The organism is Amycolatopsis sp. lyj-109, from assembly GCF_046548995.1.
In the GTDB taxonomy this organism is placed as follows: Bacteria; Actinomycetota; Actinomycetes; order Mycobacteriales; family Pseudonocardiaceae; genus Amycolatopsis.
In genome coordinates this window covers 132,857-148,148 of sequence record NZ_JAJPWR010000019.1, presented here as the reverse complement: position 1 = coordinate 148,148, position 15,292 = coordinate 132,857, and the positions used below count along the sequence as shown (strand labels likewise).

Genomic DNA, 15,292 nt, shown 5'->3' with positions numbered 1-15,292 from the left:
AGTGTAGACACAGCACAGACCCGAGTTCAACCTTACCGTCAATTTTTCGCACCACGCGTCAAACGAGTGTGGCGGTCGGCACGGTGATCGTCGTTGACGCGCTCAACTCACGCGTCTAACTTTCTACGTAGACGACAAATTTGTGGCGCGGACCCCGCGCCTGCGTACAGGAAGACCTGGTCGAAGATGACGAAACTCAGAGATCGCCTCACGGCCGCGGACATCCGCGGTGCGTGGGCGATCATCCCGACACCCGCCACGGACGACGCTTCCGATTGGCGCGCGCGCAACACGGTGGACGTGGACGAGACGGCACGGGCGGTCGACGCCCTCATCGAGGCCGGGATCGACGGCATTCTCAGTCTCGGCACGCTCGGCGAGACCGCCACGCTCACCTGGGACGAGAAGCGCACCTTCATCACCACGATGGTCGAGGCCGCCGCGGGCCGGGTACCGGTGTTCGCCGGGACGTCGAGTCTGAGCACGCGCGAGACCATCCGGCAAACACGGGAAGCAAGCGATCTCGGTGTCGACGGAACCATGATCGGCCCGCCGATGTGGAACAGGCCGGACACCGCCACGGCCGCGCAGTTCTTCCGTGACGTGGCCGAAGCCGTGCCCGAAATCTCGATCTGCGTCTATGCCAACCCCGGCGTCTTCAAGTTCGGCTTCCCGCCCGCGTTCTGGGCCCAGGTCGCCGACATCCCCCAGGTCGTCATGGCCAAGACCGCCGGGGCCGCGACCTACCTGCGTGACCTCGAGGCCAGCGCCGGCCGGATCCGGTTGATGCCGATCGACGCGGAGTTCTACTCCGCCGCCCGGATCGACCCGGACTCGGCCGTCGCGTTCTGGTCGAGCAGCGCCTCGTGCGGGCCGGCGCCGGCCATCGCCCTGCGGGAGCGGGTGGCCGAGGCGAAGCGCACCGGCGACTGGACCCTGGCCCGGACGTTGAACGACCAGATCGGTGCGGCGGTACTGCCCACGATCGCCTACGGCGACATGGACACGTTCCAGACGCACAACATCGCCCTGGAGAAGGGGCGGATGAACGTGGCCGGCTTCCTCCGCGCCGGCCCGCACCGCCCACCGCACCACCTCGTGCCGGACCACATCGCCGAGCTCGGCCGGCTCGGCGGCGAAGCCTGGGCCGCGCTGCAGGAGGAATACCAGGAGTACGCGGCCTCGGTGACGCGTGCCGAAGTCCGGATCGGAGACCGCTGATGCCGCTCGTACCCCTCAACGGAATCGAGATCAACTACCGGGACGGGGGCCGGGGCGAAGACCTGCTGCTGGTCCACAACCTGACGTCGAACATCACGGGTTTCGATCGCAACTTCCCGGAGTTGTCCCGGCATTACCGCACAGTCGCGGCCGACCTGCGCGGACACGGCCTGACCACGCACGAGGAGAACGAGGCCGCCGCGGCCGGCTTCTACACGTTCGACAACATGGTCGACGACCAGCTGGCCCTGCTCGACAAGCTGGGCATCGACCGGTTCTACCTGTTCGGCCAGGCCTTCTGGGGCGCGAACGTCGCCCTGCACCTGTTCGACCGGGTCCCGGACCGGGTCAAGGGCCTCGTGATCTCGTCGACGTACATGATCATCAACGATGCGCGCGAGAAGGCCTACGACGCCCTCGGGGAACAGGCGCAGCAGAACTTCCGGCGCATGCACGAACAGGCGCGCACCGAGGGGATGATGGCGGTCTACCAGGACCGGCTGGCTTCCGGGCAGTTCTGGGGCCCGAAGGTGCTGGGAAGTCCCGACATCCTCGAGGCGTTCGCCGCCGCCCACCGGCTCACCTCCCCCACCGCGTTCGTCACCATCCCGCAGCTGTCCCGCGAGCGGCGCGCCGGCATCGCCGCGAAGCTCTCCGCCCGGGGGCTGCCCCTGATGCTGCTGCTCGGCGAGGACGAGACCCCGCACGAGCGGAAGCTGTTCATCGACGAGATGCGCGCCGACTACCCCGGCACCCACGTGCTGCTGCTGCCCGGCGCCGGCCACTACCCGACCATCGAGAACCCCGCGGACTTCAACCGCGTGCTCCTCGACTTCTACGCAGGAGTCGCCCGGTACGGCGACACCCGCGCCGACACCGAGAACGAATCCGACACCACGCCCGAGGAGGCTTCCGCATGACCACCGCCGACTTCCGTTACCAGCGAGCCGGGTACGTCGCGCTCAACGTCACCGACCTCGCCCGCACCCACGACTTCGCCACCGGCATCTACGGCCTCACCTTCACCGGTGAGGGTCCGTCGGGGGAAAGGTTCTACCGATCCGGCCCCCGGCACCACGAGGTGGTGCTCCAGCCCGCGGCCGAGCCCGGCTTCGTGCGGGCCGGTTGGGAGCTGGAGACCGAGGACGACGTCTCGCGCGCGTTCCACCACTTCCGGCAGCTCGGCCTGAAGCCTCGCCGTGTCCCGGCGGAGGAGCGTGCCGCGCTGGGCCTGTCGATCAGCGATGCCTTCCGCGTGCGCGAGCCGGTCAACGGCGTCGAGTTCGAGTACTACTCGCGCATGGAGTACCTGAGCCGCCCGCTCGACGGCGACCTGACGACCTTCAAGCGGTTCGCGCACGTCGGCATCGGTGTGCCGGACGTGCAGCGCTCCACGCAGTTCCTGCTGGACAACATGGGCTTTCTCGCATCCGACATCGTCGGCGACTACACCTCCGTGTTCATGCGGCCGTGGCCGGTGAGCGACCACCACGGCTTCGGATACCTGCCCACCCGCACCGGTGCCCCCGCGTTCCACCACCTCGCGTTCCTCGTCGACTCCATCGACGACATCGGCAAACTGTTCAACCGGATCGAGGAGCACGCCGTGGAACGCGCGTTCGGCATCGGCCGGCATCCCACCTCGGGCAGCGTCCACCTCTACATCACCGATCCCGACGGGATGCTCTGGGAGTACACGCTCGGCATGGAGCAGTTCCCGGAGACCGGTTACCGCGGGCCGCGCTTCATGTCGGCTGCCCCGGAGGACGCCGATCTGTGGCAGGCCAAGCCCAAGCCCGAGTTCGTGGGCAAGGGCGGCGTCGTGACCGGCGACGCCGGAATCGACGAGGCGCTCACCGAGCTCGTCGCGCAGGCCCGGAAGTGAGGAACTCCGCGATGAACGGCGACACCCCCGCTGCCGCGGGCCACGCGCCGAGAGCGATCGAGACCGCGGTCCTGGTCGTGGGTGCCGGACCGGTGGGCCTGACCGCCGCGATGCAGCTCGCTCACCGGGGCAACGACGTCGTGGTGATCGAGCAGCGCGGCGCCGACGTCCCGGCCAGCGCCAAGTGCAACCACATCAGCGCCCGGACGATGGAGATCTACCGCCGGCTCGACGTGGCCGACGCCATCCGGGCCGAGGGCCTGCCCGACGACTTCCCGAACGACGGCGTCTACGCCACCCGCCTCACCGGCTACGAACTCACCCGGTTCCGGATGCCCTGTCGCCGTGACCGCTTCGACGACCACGGCTACGACGACGGCGACCTGCCTTCGCCCGAGCGCGCGGCACGGGTCAGCCAGCTCTACCTGGAGCCGGTCCTGCGCCACCACCTGCGCGAGCGGTTCAGCGAGGTGCCGGTGCTGCACGAGACCCGGTTCACCGGGTTCGAGCAGCACGACGACCACGTGGTCTCGTACGCCGTGCGCGAGGACACCGGCGAGGAGTTCGAGATCCGCAGCCGGTACGTGATCGGAGCGGACGGCGCGTCCAGCAGCGTGCGCAAGGCGCTCGGACTGCGCCTGCGCGGTGACGACAACCTCACCCGGGCCCGTACCCGGTTGTTCCGGGCGCCGGATCTGCTGTCCCGCTTCAACTACCCACGGGCGTGGATGAACTGGTTCATCGTCGACGACATCTGGTCCTCGCTCCTCGCCATCGACGGCGAGGAACTGTGGAACTTCCACTGCTTCATGCCGCCGACGCGCGAGTTCGCGGACCTCGACTTGGACAAGGCGCTACGCGACGCGCTGGGAGTGGGTCCGGACTTCACCTACGAGACCGTGCGCGACGAGGACTGGATCGGCCGCCGGCTGGTCGCCGGCACCTTCCAGGTGGGCCGGGTGTTCCTCAGCGGGGATGCCGCCCACCTCTGGGTGCCCTACGGGGGCTACGGCATGAACGCCGGCATCGCGGACGTGGCCAACCTCGCCTGGATGATGGACGCCGTGCTCCAGGGATGGGCGCCGGAATCACTCCTCGCCGCACACGACGCCGAACGGCGGCCGGTCACGGAACAGGTGTCGGCCTTCGCCTCGAACTTCGTCGAGGTGCTCCAGGAGACCGAGTCGGAGGTCATCGAGGAGGACAGCGCGGCCGGTGCTGCGGCACGCCGGGCCTTCGGGCAGCGATTGCGCGACGCGAACATCCGGTCGATGGTGCCCACCGGGCTCAACTTCGGCTACACGTACGGCACTTCACCGATCGTCGTGCACGACGGCGAGGAACCCCCGCCGTTCACGATGGGCGACTACCAGCCCTCCACGGTGCCGGGCGCCCGGCTGCCCCACTTCTGGTTCGCCGACGGAGAGTCGCTGTACGACGCCCTGCCGGACGGCTTCACACTGTTGCGCTTCGACGACAACGTCGACGTCGCGCCGTTGGCAGCCGCGGCCGCGGAGCGGGGAGTGCCGCTCCGGGTCGTCAATGTCGACCCGGCCGAGGATGTCGAGAAGGGCATCGATCTCGCGGACCTGGGATATCGGCACGCTCTCGTGCTCGCCCGCCCCGACCAGCACGTCGCCTGGCGTGGGGCGGCACTGCCGCCCGACCCCGGCGCCCTGCTGGACCAGGTACGGGGCGCGGTGACCGCACAGTGCAACCGGCCGGAGCGTCAGGCGTCGAGGACTCTCTCCAAGTAGTCGAGGTCCTGGCGGAGCAGGGCCAGCGCGGCTTTCGGGCCGGAGACCTCCGGTATCCGTTCGTCCGGCCGGATCACCATGGCCACGGCCATGTCGGCCACCAGCTCGGCGGCTTCTTCGTCGGTGTGCAGAGAGCCGCCGGGATGGTGCCACCACGCCACCCAGTTGCACATCCCGGCCACGGCGAGCGCCGCCGCCCGGGTGTCCACCGGCCGGAACTGGCCCTTCAGGACTCCCTCCTCCATCACGTGCATGAGACCGGTCAGGGCGGCGCGCTGACCTGCTCTGTTCGCTTTGGCAGCGGCCGGCGGGAGGTCCGCCTCGGACCGGAGCAGCAACTGGAACCGGCTGGGGTGACCGGCCCGCTGGAAGGCGATGAGATGGGCGATCTTGCGCAGCCTCGCGGCCGGGTCGAGGGAGTCGTCGTTGGCGAGTGCCTCAATCTCCGCGGCGGGTGCTTCGGTCATCTGGGCCACGAGCTTGGCGAGAAGGTCGTCCTTGCTCTTCACGTAGTAGTAGAGCGCAGGCCGGGTGATGCCCATCACGTCGGCGATGTCCTGAAGGTTCGTGCCGGCGAACCCGCGCTCCGCGAAGAGGCGGGCTGCCTGCTCGAAGATCTCGTTTTCCACCAGTTCCCGCCGCGCCGTGGGGCGCGTGGTGGTGTCGGCCGGCTTTTTCGGAGAGCGGCGTCCTGCCGCGCTCTTGGGCTGTGCTCGGCGCCGACTCTCCGGCTTGGCACTTTTGGAGGCGTTCCCCGAGCGTTCCGTCATGTCTTGATACTAGCGACCGGCCTGAGTTCGGCACGCCGGGCACATCGGCTCGAGCGCTGGTCAGCGCATCCGCCGTTTCCCATTCTCGACTCCATCGACGAAACATGGACAGGCAAGTCAGCAAGATTTCCGGAAGGTCGATCATGAACAAGCCCGAACCCGACGTAATGGTCGTGGGTGGGGGAATCGCCGGTCTCGCCGCGGCGTTCCGCCTTCAGCAGCAGGGCCGGACGGTCACCGTGTTCGAGGCAGCGGACACCGTCGGCGGGATGATGAGGAGCACCCGGCGCGACGGCTTCGTGCTGAACCGCGCGGCGACGCTGCTCCCGGCTGGCCATGCCGCCGTCATCCGCCTCTGCGCCGACGCCGGCCTCAGCAACCCCTTCCGGCCGTTGCCCCTCAGCATCGGCATTCCCCGTGACGGCAGGCTGCGGTCGCTGGGCGGGGAGGGCCTCGGCGCCGTCATGGAAGGGGTCCGCACCGACCTGTTGTCCTCGCGGAGCAAGTTGTTGCTGGGCCGGCTTCTCGTCGACATGAGGCGGTGGAAGCGCCAGCTGGGGCACGACGACTACGAGGCGGCGGCCCGGCTGGACACCGAGACGGTGCCGACGTACGCGCGGCGCCGGCTGCACCAGGAGATCTACGACTACCTGATCGACCCCCTGCTCCGGGGCGTCTACCTGGAGGACCCGGCGAAGATGTCCGTCGTCGACCTCTTCGTGACGCTCGGCAAGTTCACCCAGGGCGGCCCGATGCGATATCCGACCGGTATCGACTTCTTGGCCAGGCACCTCGCCTCCCTGCTCGACGTGCGCACGGGAGCCACGGTCCAGGAGGTCCGGCGCACCGAGGCCGGGGTCCGGGCCCGCTGGCACGACGCCGGCGGCGACCACACGGTCGAGACCCGTGGCTGCGTGCTCGCCGTCAACGGTCCGGCGGTGCTGGACATCTATCCGGACCTGCCCGATGGCCAGCGCAAACTGATCGAGTCGATCCCGTACGCCGGTATCCTCAAAGGCATCTTCGCCCTGCGCCGTGCTCCGGCGAACCTGCCGGGCCTCATCGCCGTCCCCAGCAAGGCGGGCCTGGGCCTGGGTATCGTGACCTACGACTCCCGGTCCATGCCCGAATCCGTGCCGGCCGGCAAAGCGGTCGTCTCCGGACACTGGGTCGACAGCTACCTCAAGGCGGCCGCCGAACGGCCCGACGACGAGATGCTGGCAGAGATGCTGCGGCACATGGATGCCGTCGTCCCAGGATTCTCCGGTGAAGTGGAGTTCGCGCAGCTCGAGCGCTGGGACACCGCGGCGAACTCACGATCCGTCGGGTTCTACCGGACAGTCGCGGAACTGCGCCGGCTGATGGACCCGGACGACATCGTCCACCTCGCCGGGGACTACCTCGGGAACCCCAGCACCAATGGCTCGGCCGAGTCCGGCGAACGTGCCGCCGCCGCGCTCGGGAAACGACTTCGGCACCCATGACGGTGAATCCCTACGCGTCACCGGTTTTCTCGGCCGCGAGGATCTCCGTGATCCTGGCCCGCAGAGCACGCTTGTCGACCTTGGAGACGTTGGTGAGTGGGAACTCGTCAAGTGGCTCGATGCGCTCCGGCCACTTGAACTTCGCGACACCGATCCCGTCGAGGTACCGCTGCACCTCGCCGAGGCCGGGGACCCGTGCACCGGCCTTCGGCACGATGAAGGCGCAGGCGCGTTCCCCGAGCCGTTCGTCGGGCATGGCCACCAAGGCGGCGCGCTCCACGGCGGGATGACGGACGAGGAGGTTCTCCACCTCGGCCGCGTTGACCTTCTCGCCGCCCCGGTTGATGAGGTCCTTGATGCGGTCCTGGAGGCGGTAGAAGCTGCGGCCGCCATGCGGGATCTCGACGACGATGTCGCCAGTGCGGTAGAAGCCTTCGGAGGTGAAAGCTTCCGCGTTGCGCTCCGGCGCCCGGAAGTAGCCGCGGATGGTCACCGGGCCACGGGCGCAGAGCTCACCCGGCGTGCCCGGCGGTACCGGATCCTCGGTTCCCGGCGCGTACACACGGACCTCGTCGAACGGACCGATCGGAGTGCCCACCGTCCGGTGCCTGATCTCGGCGGGTGCCGCGGCCGGGGTGACCATGCACATCCCCTCACCCATCCCGAACATCTGGATGATGGTGCGCGACGGCGTCTCGAACCTCGCCACGATGTCGGCAGACAGCGGGCCGTTCACCCACACGAGCCGGCGCAGGCCGGCCAGGGCGTCGAAGAGCCCGGCGTCCTGCGTCACCATGGCCGCCAGCGCCGGCGAGAGCATGGCGTGCGTGACCTGCGGGGCGATCACCTTGAGCTGAGCCGGCACCGGCGCGGCGAGTGCGACACAGCCGCCTACGGCGTGCGCGGCGTGCAGCCCGCACACGATGCCCGCGTTGTGCACCATGGGCAGGAGATGGACGACCGTACCGGTGGAGTCGAGATCGATGGCCTCGGCGTAGGTCCGCGCGTTGTACCAGTACTCGGTGTGCAGCCGGGGAATCAGTTTGGGAGTGTTCGTCGTGCCGCCGGAGAGCTGGAGCACGCCCAAGGCATCGCCGCGGATGGCGTCCTGGATCTCGTCCACCGCAGCGCGCGCGACCGCGGGATCCACCGGACGATCCGCCGACTCGAGCGACTCCAGGGTGATGGCGCCCGCGGGCGGTGTTGCCGTACCGATCGTGAGCAGCCGGCGCAGCGTCGGCTGCGCCTTGGCCACCTCGGCGGCGAGGGCGACCAGGTCGTGGCTGCGGAAGTCGGGTTCGATGAGATGGGCCACGGGTTCGGCCTGGCGGGCGATATCGAGGATCTCGTGGCGGCGGTGCAAGGCCAGGGTGGCGATCGGGACCAGTCCGGCCTTGAGAAGTCCGTACCAGGCCAGCACGGCCCAGACGCCGTTGGTCACCTGCAACAGCACCCGCTCGCCGGGCCGCAGCCCGAGATCGCGCAGCCCGAGGGCCAGCCGATCGGTGCGCCGGTCCAGCTCGGCGTAGGTCAGCCGCGCGTCGGGCGCGATGACCGCGAGATGGCCGGGGTGCTCGCCGGCGATCGCGCGGAACTCCTGCGCCAGGGTCCGGTCGGACCACACGCCGGCCGCGCGGTAGCGGCGTACGGCCTCCTCGGGGAAGGGGACCAGGGTTTCCGGCGTCGGCGCTGACTCGGATGTGGTCTTCATCGGCTCATGCGCTCCTCGGTCCAGGCAACCACTTCTCGTACGGCCACCGCGATCCCGGACTCGTCGCCGTCGGCGAGCGGCCTGCCGAAGTGGTCGGCCCGGACGCGCAGGTGAGTGGAATCCTCGGCCTTCAAGGCGGCCAGAGCGTCTTGGACGTCGCCGGGGAACACCGAGCAGTCCCCGGTGAACTCGATGGTCAGCGTCGGGATCGCCACTCCGCCGAGAGAGCGGACGAGAGAGGCGTTCGACGAGAGGCCGGACCAGGTCGACAGCCAGGACTCCGGCGTGGCGAGGCGGCCGAAGCCGGTGACGCCGTAGTTCGACACGGACGGCCGCGCGCTGATCACCGAACCGTACGGACGGTCGGACGGGTCCAGGCGCAGGTCGGTGCAGCGTGGGTCGGCGTCCGTCCGGTACGTGGTGATGATCGGCGTCAGGACACTGCGACGCCGGTCGGCCGGATCGTCCGAGCCGCCCTTGAGCCGCTTGCGGGCCGCGAGCTGATCGGCGATCAGGTCACGCGCCCGCTCGTCGATTCGCGCGACCCGCTCGTGCTGGGCCCGGCGGTACCGCTCGACGAACTCGGCCGGGTAGTGCGACCCCTCCGGCGCCGCGCCGAAGCCGTTCGCCGGGTGGTACGGGTCGAGATCGAGGTCCACCGAGAACGGATCGTTCTCGTCCGTGACCGAAGGGTCGATCATCGACAGCAGCAGACTCCCTTGGCCGGGGTGCGGCGCGACGAGAACGAGCCCGTCCGGCGCCGGCATCGCCGCCTCGGCCAGCCTGACCGGCGTCCCGCCCGGCGTCCGGGTGACGCGGCCGGAGGGGGTGGCGAGCGACTGCTCCGTGTAGAACGAATAGAGGCCCGCTCCTCCCGAGTGGCCGATGAGCACGATGTGCTCGAAGCCGCGCTCGCGCAGGAACTCCGTTCCGGCGGCCACGTCCAGCAGCGCGGTCTCGTGGACCAGCCGCAGGTCGTTGCCCCCTTCGCGGCCGGTCTGCGCCCAGACCGGGTGCCCGGCCGTCAGCAGCCCGGGGATCAGCGGGTGCCGTTGGAGGTCCTGCCGGGGGTGCATGAGGCAGAAGACCGTCCGGCTCGCCGTGGCGGGCTCGTAGAGGACGCCACGGGATACCTCTCCGTCGTGACTGATCAGGGTGTGCGGGCCGACGGTGGTCTTTTCCGGCAGGGACGCCGGGTACCAGTCCGTCGCCAGAGCCGCCCTGCCGCGGCCGGACAGCACCCTGGCGGGTGCCGCGCTCACTCCTCCACCCTCAGCGAATCGCGGTCGAATTTCGTGATCCGGCCTTCCAGCCCGCCCGCGGGCAACGTGAACCACACCGCCAGGTTGAGCCCGGTTTCCCCGCGCCGGATCTCGAAGGGCCCGGCGCTGTGGATGACGACATAGCCGTCGCGCTGCTCGGTCTCGAGACCGGTCTTGCGTGCGAAGTCCACCGCGCCCTGCCACTCGGGCTGATCCACTACGTGGACTGCGGGGCCGCCGACCGGGGAGTTCGCCAAGGCCTTTGCCCGCCAGACGTCCTGAATGGACGTGCCGCCCGCGTTCAGGGCCGCGGTCAGCCCGTCCATCGTGCGCCGCGCGTCGTCGGCGTCGAGCCCGGTCAGGTCCCGCAGGGGCCGGGTGAGCTCGAAGAAGATCCCGTTGGGATCGTCCACATAGATCGATTCGATGGTCTCGTGCTCCACCGTCATGACCTCGTATCCGGCGGCCTGGAGCTTGTCCCGGAACGCCCGCAGACCCGCCTCGTCCGGCACTTCGACGGCGATGTGGTTGGACTGCCGGAGCACCTGGTGGACCGGCTCCGGCCGCGGCCAGCCGAAGTAGTAGAAGAAAGCCAGGGTGTCGCCGTTCCCGATGTCGAAGAAGAAGTGGACCATATCGGGGTTGTCGTCCTTGCCCCAGCCGAGGGCGGGCACGGCGTGCACGAGGGGGAATCCGAGGATCTCCCCGTAGAACCGCATTGTTTCGACCGGGTTCCAGCAGGCGAACGCGGTGTGGTTGGCCCCGATGGTCCCGGCGCCGCTCACCTCGCCCTTGCCGGTGAAGAACTTCTGGGAAAGCATGACGTCTCCCTTCGCGAACATCCGAAGAATTTCTCCTGCAACCGCGCGCTCATGACCCGTCGCCTGTGCGGACGAGGTCCGCGCGGCCGGTTACGATGCCGTCCGCGGCGTGCCGCAGGTGTTCCGGGCTCGCCGTGACCTCGACGACGGCGGAGAGCTCCGTCTTGATCCGCTCCCCGACGGCCAGGCGGTCGAGGAGGGCACTGCGCGAGTCCGCGCCGATGAGGCGAATGGTGTGGACGCCTCGCCGGAGGAACTCCCTTGCCTGCGCCAAAAGTTCGTCGGCGGCGAGCCCCCAGGCGTCCCCGGAGGTCACCTCGATGGACGCCGTGGGCTCGGCAGACCCGGAGTGCCCGTGCCGCCGTGCCTCCAACGGCCGGCCGAGCACCCAGTCGGTGATCCCCGAGCCGGGCACCTCGCTCGGCGCCACATCGGCGAAGTCCGCGAGGGCCAGCCTCACGAGCTGCGGGTCCGAGACGGCCAGGTCGTCGAGGGAGACGGCTCCGGAGCGGCTGAGGTAGGCCACGGCCAAGCGGGCGGGAGTGAGGTGCCGGCGGACTTCGAAGGACTCCCACCACAGCTGGCTGCGGGTGGCGCGTTCCTGGAGCCGTTCGACCTCGGGACGCCGGGTGGCCTCGAAGCGCTCGAGGGCGCCGGACACCGGTTCGTCCGAGACGGTCGTCACCGCATCGGCGAGGGCGATCGCGCTCTCCATCGCGATCTTCGTGCCGGACCCCAGGGAGGGATGGGCGGTAGCCGCCGCGTCACCCAGCAGCACGATCTTGCCGTGGTGCCAGCGGGTGCAGCGCACGGTGTTGAACGATCCCCACCGTGACCGGTTGCCGATGAAGGAACCACCGCCGAGCAACTCGGAGAACGCCCTGGACAGGTACTCCAGGGCCGCCTCGTCCGACTGACCCTCGCCGGCCCACTGCCGGTCGCCGAATCCGGCCTTCGCCAAAGTCGAAGCAGACGCGTCGATGACGAAGCTGGACAGCCCCTCACCGTAGGGATAGCCGTGGGCGACGAAGAGCCCGTCCGGCGTCGTCACCGGCATGAAGATCCCGCCGTCGAGCGGTACTTCGGCGCCGCACCAGATGAGCCTGCCGCGGCCCCGGGTGACCTGGGCGCCGAACTCCTGACGGAAGTGGTTGCGGGTGGCGCTGGAGACCCCGTCGGCGGCGATCACGAGGTCCGCGTCTCCGAGTACTTCGGCGGCCGTGCACGACCGGCCGATCTCCACGCGAACGCCCGCCTCGCGTGCCCCCTTCAGCAGCAGCCGGAGCAATTGCGCGCGAGCGATCGCGCCACTGTGGAACCGGCCGAGCCGCGCCTCGCCCTGCGGAAGCCGGAAGCCGCCGGAAGAGAACCGGTACGCGGCGTCCGTGATGCTCCGATGCATGTCCGGGTCGGCCTGCTCCAGTGCCCTGAGCAGGCCACCCGTGAGGCCGATCGCGAAACCGAAGGTCTCCTCGGGAGGGTTCCTCTCGTACACGTGGACGTGCCAGCCGGGGCATCGAAGGGCCAGCAGCCGGGCCACGAAGAGACCCGCGGGACCGCCGCCGAGCACGTGCACACGTCGAGCTGCTGCCATGTTCCAGGAGTACCGCCGTCTGACGTTAATGTCAATAATTCGCCGCAGGAGTCATCCGCGAACGACCCCACGTGACGAGCAACACGGGAACCCTCGCCAAAACGGACCCGTGGGTCCGCTACCATCGAACCGGACCCACGGGTCCACTTGAGCTCCCGGCGTGAGGATTCCCGCAATGAGTCATGCCTGTATCAGCGAAGCCCTTCAGGCCCTGCTCTTCGAGCCCGACCTCGAACTGCACCAGGTCCTCGATCAGTACTACGCACCCGACTACACACACCGCATCGACGGAAAGACGCTGAACCGCGACGAGTTCGCCAAGGTGATCCGTCGCGTGCGCAGCCAGGTCACCGGAGGCGCGGTCACCGTGCTCGACGAGCTCTGCGATGGCGTCACCTACGCCGAGCGGCACACCATCCGGCTGAGCCTCGCGGACGGTTCACTTCACCACCGGGAGATCGCGGTCTTCGGCACCTTCGCCGACGATGGTCGCTTCCGGCGTCTGAGCGAGAGCGGCTTCGACATCGATCGACCTGACCAGACTCTTTGATGGGCAGGGGTTTCGTCCTGTGAATTCGCCCGAGAATCCCGGACCGGCTCGGCACGCGACTGCCTCACCGGGACGGGCAGACGCCCGCCGCAACCACGAACGGGTGATCACCGCCGCGATCGACCTGTTCCGCGAACACGGGGCGCTGGTCACGATTCCCCAGGTCGCCGCGAAAGCTCAGGTCGGCAAAGCAACGGTGTACCGAAGCTTTCCCACCAAGGAGGACTTGCTCGAGTCGATCACGCAACTGGGCTTGGACGAGCTCGCACGACGCACAGCGAAGGCACGGCGCGAGGCCGACCCCTACGAGGGGTTCCGCGTCTATGTTTTCGAACTTTTCGATGTCCTGGCCCACGATCGCCTACTGGCCGAACGGCTCGCGGATGCTGTTTCCCAGACCGCCCTTCCACTCCTGGAGCCGCTGATCGAGGTCATGGAGAACGCTCGGGCGACCGGAAAACTGCGTGCGGACGCCACGCCGCGGGACGTGCGTGTGCTCTTGTGCGGCGCGGCACTGCAGCTGGTGCGATTCGGAGAACGTGACCCCGCAGTCTGGCACCGATATGGGGACATGGTGCTACAGGCGCTATGCCATCGCCCCTGAATTGACCGTCCTAACGGGACAGCGCCAATCTCATCGCACTGCGGTGTCGATCAAATGAGGAGAACATGTCATGGATTTGAGACTGAAGGACAAACGCGCGGTGGTCACCGGCGGCAGCCGGGGCATCGGCCTGGCAGTGGGCCGGGCTCTCGCCCAGGAAGGCGCCGATGTCGCACTCGTCGGCCGCAATGCGCAGGCGGCGGTCGAGCAGGCCACTCTGCTCGCCGCCGACACCGGGGCACGCGTGATCGGGATCGGCGCGGACACCGGTGACGACGCCTCGGTAGCCGCCATGGCCGCCACCGCCATCGAGCAACTGGGCGGCGTCGACATCCTGGTCAACAACGCGGCCATGACCAACCCCGGCGTGATCGCGGAGTCGGCGCTGGAAGCGGAGATCAACGTCAAGGTACGGGGCTATCTGCGTTGTGCCAGGGCGTTCGCGCCCGGCATGGTCGAGCGCGGCTGGGGCCGGATCATCAACGTCGGCGGCATCGCCGCGCGGCGCACCGGCTCGGTAACCGGCTCGGTACGCAACATCGCCGTTGCCGCGCTGACCAAGAACCTCGCCGACGAACTGGGTCCACGTGGCGTGAACGTCACCGTCGTACACCCCGGCCCCACCAGCAGCGACACCGCAACCAAGGCGCTCGCCGCCAATGCCGAGTCCCGCGGGCTGACGCCGGAGGAGGTCGAACGCGAGTTCAGCGCGGCGATCTCGATCGGCCGGATCGTCACCCCGGACGAGGTCGCCGCAGTGGTCGCGTTCCTGGCCAGCCCGCGCAGTGTCGCGCTCAACGGCGATCCGATCATCGCCAGCGGTGGTGATCTCGGTCCGATCTATTACTGATCTCCTGGCCACAAGCCGTCCACCGGCCGACGCGAACGAGCTCCGGACCGGTCCGAACCACATCGACCACACACGAATTGAAGGGCGGGCAACCATGGCTCGTATCGGCTATCCGGAACTTCCCGCGGACGAGGTGACAGTCAACATCGTCCGCATGCTCAGGCATTCAGCCGATATCGGCTCCGCCGTCAACAAGTTGGGCGCAGCCCAGTTCGCCGCGGGAGCACTGCCCGCGGTCGACCGTGAGCTGGTCATCATGAACAGCGGCGTAGCGTTCTCGGCCCCGTACGAATGGGAGCAACACATCTCCATCTCACGATCGGCGGGAGTCACCGACGCCCAGCGCGACGCGCTGGCCGCCCGCGACCTCAGTTCCAGCGAGTTCACCGAGGCCCAGCGCACCCTGCTCGCGTTTGCCGACAGCGCCGCACGATCACCCGAGGTGCCGGACGAGATCTTCGAGGCGGCGCGCGGCCACTACACCGACCAACAACTGGTCGAGACCGTCATCATGGTCGGTTTCTACTTCCTCATTGCCCGCGTGAGCACCGTCTTCCAGCTGGAGATCGACCCACCCGACGACAGCTCGGTGCTCAGCACGATCGTGGACGAATACAAGACTTCCCAACAGCACATTCCGACATCTTGAGAAAGCGCCGGGATGAACCGACCCCCGACGCCTGGGGCCGTGATGTTGACTTGGCGCTGCTGGAGGCCCTGCTGGCCTCCACTGACGCCGGCGGGATTCGGACCGTGCAGTCCGGCGTCTTCCCGGAGAACACT

Annotated in this window: 14 protein-coding genes; 9 read left to right on the top strand and 5 right to left on the bottom strand. The window is 68.8% G+C overall.

The window, feature by feature from the left end:
• Positions 1-186 precede the first annotated feature (186 nt).
• From ACLJQF_RS35150 to ACLJQF_RS35135, 4 genes are read left to right on the top strand one after another with little or no spacing between them, the layout of a single operon-like run.
• Positions 187-1,221 carry a dihydrodipicolinate synthase family protein gene (locus ACLJQF_RS35150; RefSeq protein WP_020638683.1) on the top strand — a complete coding sequence of 345 codons (1,035 nt, stop codon included), beginning with the start codon at positions 187-189 and terminating at the stop codon, positions 1,219-1,221.
• Entirely contained in the window at positions 1,221-2,141 is a 921-nt protein-coding gene (locus tag ACLJQF_RS35145) for an alpha/beta fold hydrolase (protein WP_020638684.1), read from the top strand. The genes ACLJQF_RS35150 and ACLJQF_RS35145 overlap by 1 nt, the downstream gene beginning before the upstream one ends.
• Positions 2,138-3,106, top strand: coding sequence for a VOC family protein (locus ACLJQF_RS35140; protein WP_410614587.1), 969 nt, complete (start codon positions 2,138-2,140; stop codon positions 3,104-3,106). Before ACLJQF_RS35145 ends, ACLJQF_RS35140 begins: the two co-directional genes overlap by 4 nt.
• Before the next feature lie 11 nt (positions 3,107-3,117).
• Positions 3,118-4,863 carry an FAD-dependent oxidoreductase gene (locus ACLJQF_RS35135; protein WP_020638686.1) on the top strand — a complete coding sequence of 582 codons (1,746 nt, stop codon included), beginning with the start codon at positions 3,118-3,120 and terminating at the stop codon, positions 4,861-4,863.
• On the opposite strand, the gene ACLJQF_RS35130 is transcribed toward ACLJQF_RS35135, so the two are convergent.
• Entirely contained in the window at positions 4,836-5,492 is a 657-nt protein-coding gene (locus ACLJQF_RS35130; protein WP_020638687.1) for a TetR/AcrR family transcriptional regulator, read from the bottom strand. The genes ACLJQF_RS35135 and ACLJQF_RS35130 overlap by 28 nt on opposite strands.
• Before the next feature lie 284 nt (positions 5,493-5,776).
• On the opposite strand from ACLJQF_RS35130, the gene ACLJQF_RS35125 reads away from it, so the two are divergent.
• Complete coding sequence (locus ACLJQF_RS35125) at positions 5,777-7,117, top strand: protoporphyrinogen/coproporphyrinogen oxidase (protein ID WP_185839831.1); 1,341 nt, start codon at positions 5,777-5,779, stop codon at positions 7,115-7,117.
• Between the two features lie 10 nt (positions 7,118-7,127).
• Here ACLJQF_RS35125 and ACLJQF_RS35120 read toward each other — a convergent pair whose 3' ends face one another.
• From ACLJQF_RS35120 to ACLJQF_RS35105, 4 genes are read right to left on the bottom strand one after another with little or no spacing between them, the layout of a single operon-like run.
• Positions 7,128-8,828, bottom strand: coding sequence for an AMP-binding protein (locus tag ACLJQF_RS35120; protein ID WP_410614586.1), 1,701 nt, complete (start codon positions 8,826-8,828; stop codon positions 7,128-7,130).
• A complete protein-coding gene (locus ACLJQF_RS35115; RefSeq protein WP_026468107.1) occupies positions 8,825-10,090 on the bottom strand; it encodes a hypothetical protein in 1,266 nt (421 codons plus the stop codon). Before ACLJQF_RS35115 ends, ACLJQF_RS35120 begins: the two co-directional genes overlap by 4 nt.
• Positions 10,087-10,911, bottom strand: coding sequence for a VOC family protein (locus ACLJQF_RS35110; RefSeq protein ID WP_051183863.1), 825 nt, complete (start codon positions 10,909-10,911; stop codon positions 10,087-10,089). Before ACLJQF_RS35110 ends, ACLJQF_RS35115 begins: the two co-directional genes overlap by 4 nt.
• Positions 10,912-10,960: 49 nt before the next feature.
• On the bottom strand, positions 10,961-12,505 hold the full coding sequence (locus tag ACLJQF_RS35105) for an FAD-dependent monooxygenase (RefSeq protein ID WP_043790660.1): 1,545 nt from the start codon (positions 12,503-12,505) through the stop codon (positions 10,961-10,963).
• A gap of 160 nt (positions 12,506-12,665) precedes the next feature.
• Here ACLJQF_RS35105 and ACLJQF_RS35100 point away from each other — a divergent pair, with 160 nt between their 5' ends.
• The 4 genes from ACLJQF_RS35100 to ACLJQF_RS35085 all read left to right on the top strand — a co-directional run bounded on the left by ACLJQF_RS35100 (position 12,666) and on the right by ACLJQF_RS35085 (position 15,158).
• The gene (locus ACLJQF_RS35100; protein ID WP_221761432.1) at positions 12,666-13,055 is read left to right on the top strand and encodes a nuclear transport factor 2 family protein; all 390 of its coding nucleotides are present in this window, start codon (positions 12,666-12,668) and stop codon (positions 13,053-13,055) included.
• Positions 13,056-13,158: 103 nt separating this feature from the next.
• The gene (locus ACLJQF_RS35095) at positions 13,159-13,659 is read left to right on the top strand and encodes a TetR/AcrR family transcriptional regulator (RefSeq protein WP_020638694.1); all 501 of its coding nucleotides are present in this window, start codon (positions 13,159-13,161) and stop codon (positions 13,657-13,659) included.
• 70 nt (positions 13,660-13,729) lie between these two features.
• Entirely contained in the window at positions 13,730-14,509 is a 780-nt protein-coding gene (locus tag ACLJQF_RS35090) for an SDR family NAD(P)-dependent oxidoreductase (RefSeq protein WP_020638695.1), read from the top strand.
• On the top strand, positions 14,481-15,158 hold the full coding sequence (locus tag ACLJQF_RS35085) for a carboxymuconolactone decarboxylase family protein (RefSeq protein WP_125592017.1): 678 nt from the start codon (positions 14,481-14,483) through the stop codon (positions 15,156-15,158). The genes ACLJQF_RS35090 and ACLJQF_RS35085 overlap by 29 nt, the downstream gene beginning before the upstream one ends.
• Positions 15,159-15,292 lie beyond the last annotated feature (134 nt).

Coding starts and splice junctions, on each gene's coding strand:
- ACLJQF_RS35150 (WP_020638683.1), top strand. CDS start 187: ATGACGAAACTCAGAGATCGCCTCACGGCCGCGGACATCCGCGGTGCG.
- ACLJQF_RS35140 (WP_410614587.1), top strand. CDS start 2,138: ATGACCACCGCCGACTTCCGTTACCAGCGAGCCGGGTACGTCGCGCTC.
- ACLJQF_RS35090 (WP_020638695.1), top strand. CDS start 13,730: ATGGATTTGAGACTGAAGGACAAACGCGCGGTGGTCACCGGCGGCAGC.
- ACLJQF_RS35105 (WP_043790660.1), bottom strand. CDS start 12,505: ATGGCAGCAGCTCGACGTGTGCACGTGCTCGGCGGCGGTCCCGCGGGT.
- ACLJQF_RS35135 (WP_020638686.1), top strand. CDS start 3,118: ATGAACGGCGACACCCCCGCTGCCGCGGGCCACGCGCCGAGAGCGATC.
- ACLJQF_RS35110 (WP_051183863.1), bottom strand. CDS start 10,911: ATGCTTTCCCAGAAGTTCTTCACCGGCAAGGGCGAGGTGAGCGGCGCC.
- ACLJQF_RS35125 (WP_185839831.1), top strand. CDS start 5,777: ATGAACAAGCCCGAACCCGACGTAATGGTCGTGGGTGGGGGAATCGCC.
- ACLJQF_RS35120 (WP_410614586.1), bottom strand. CDS start 8,828: ATGAAGACCACATCCGAGTCAGCGCCGACGCCGGAAACCCTGGTCCCC.
- ACLJQF_RS35145 (WP_020638684.1), top strand. CDS start 1,221: ATGCCGCTCGTACCCCTCAACGGAATCGAGATCAACTACCGGGACGGG.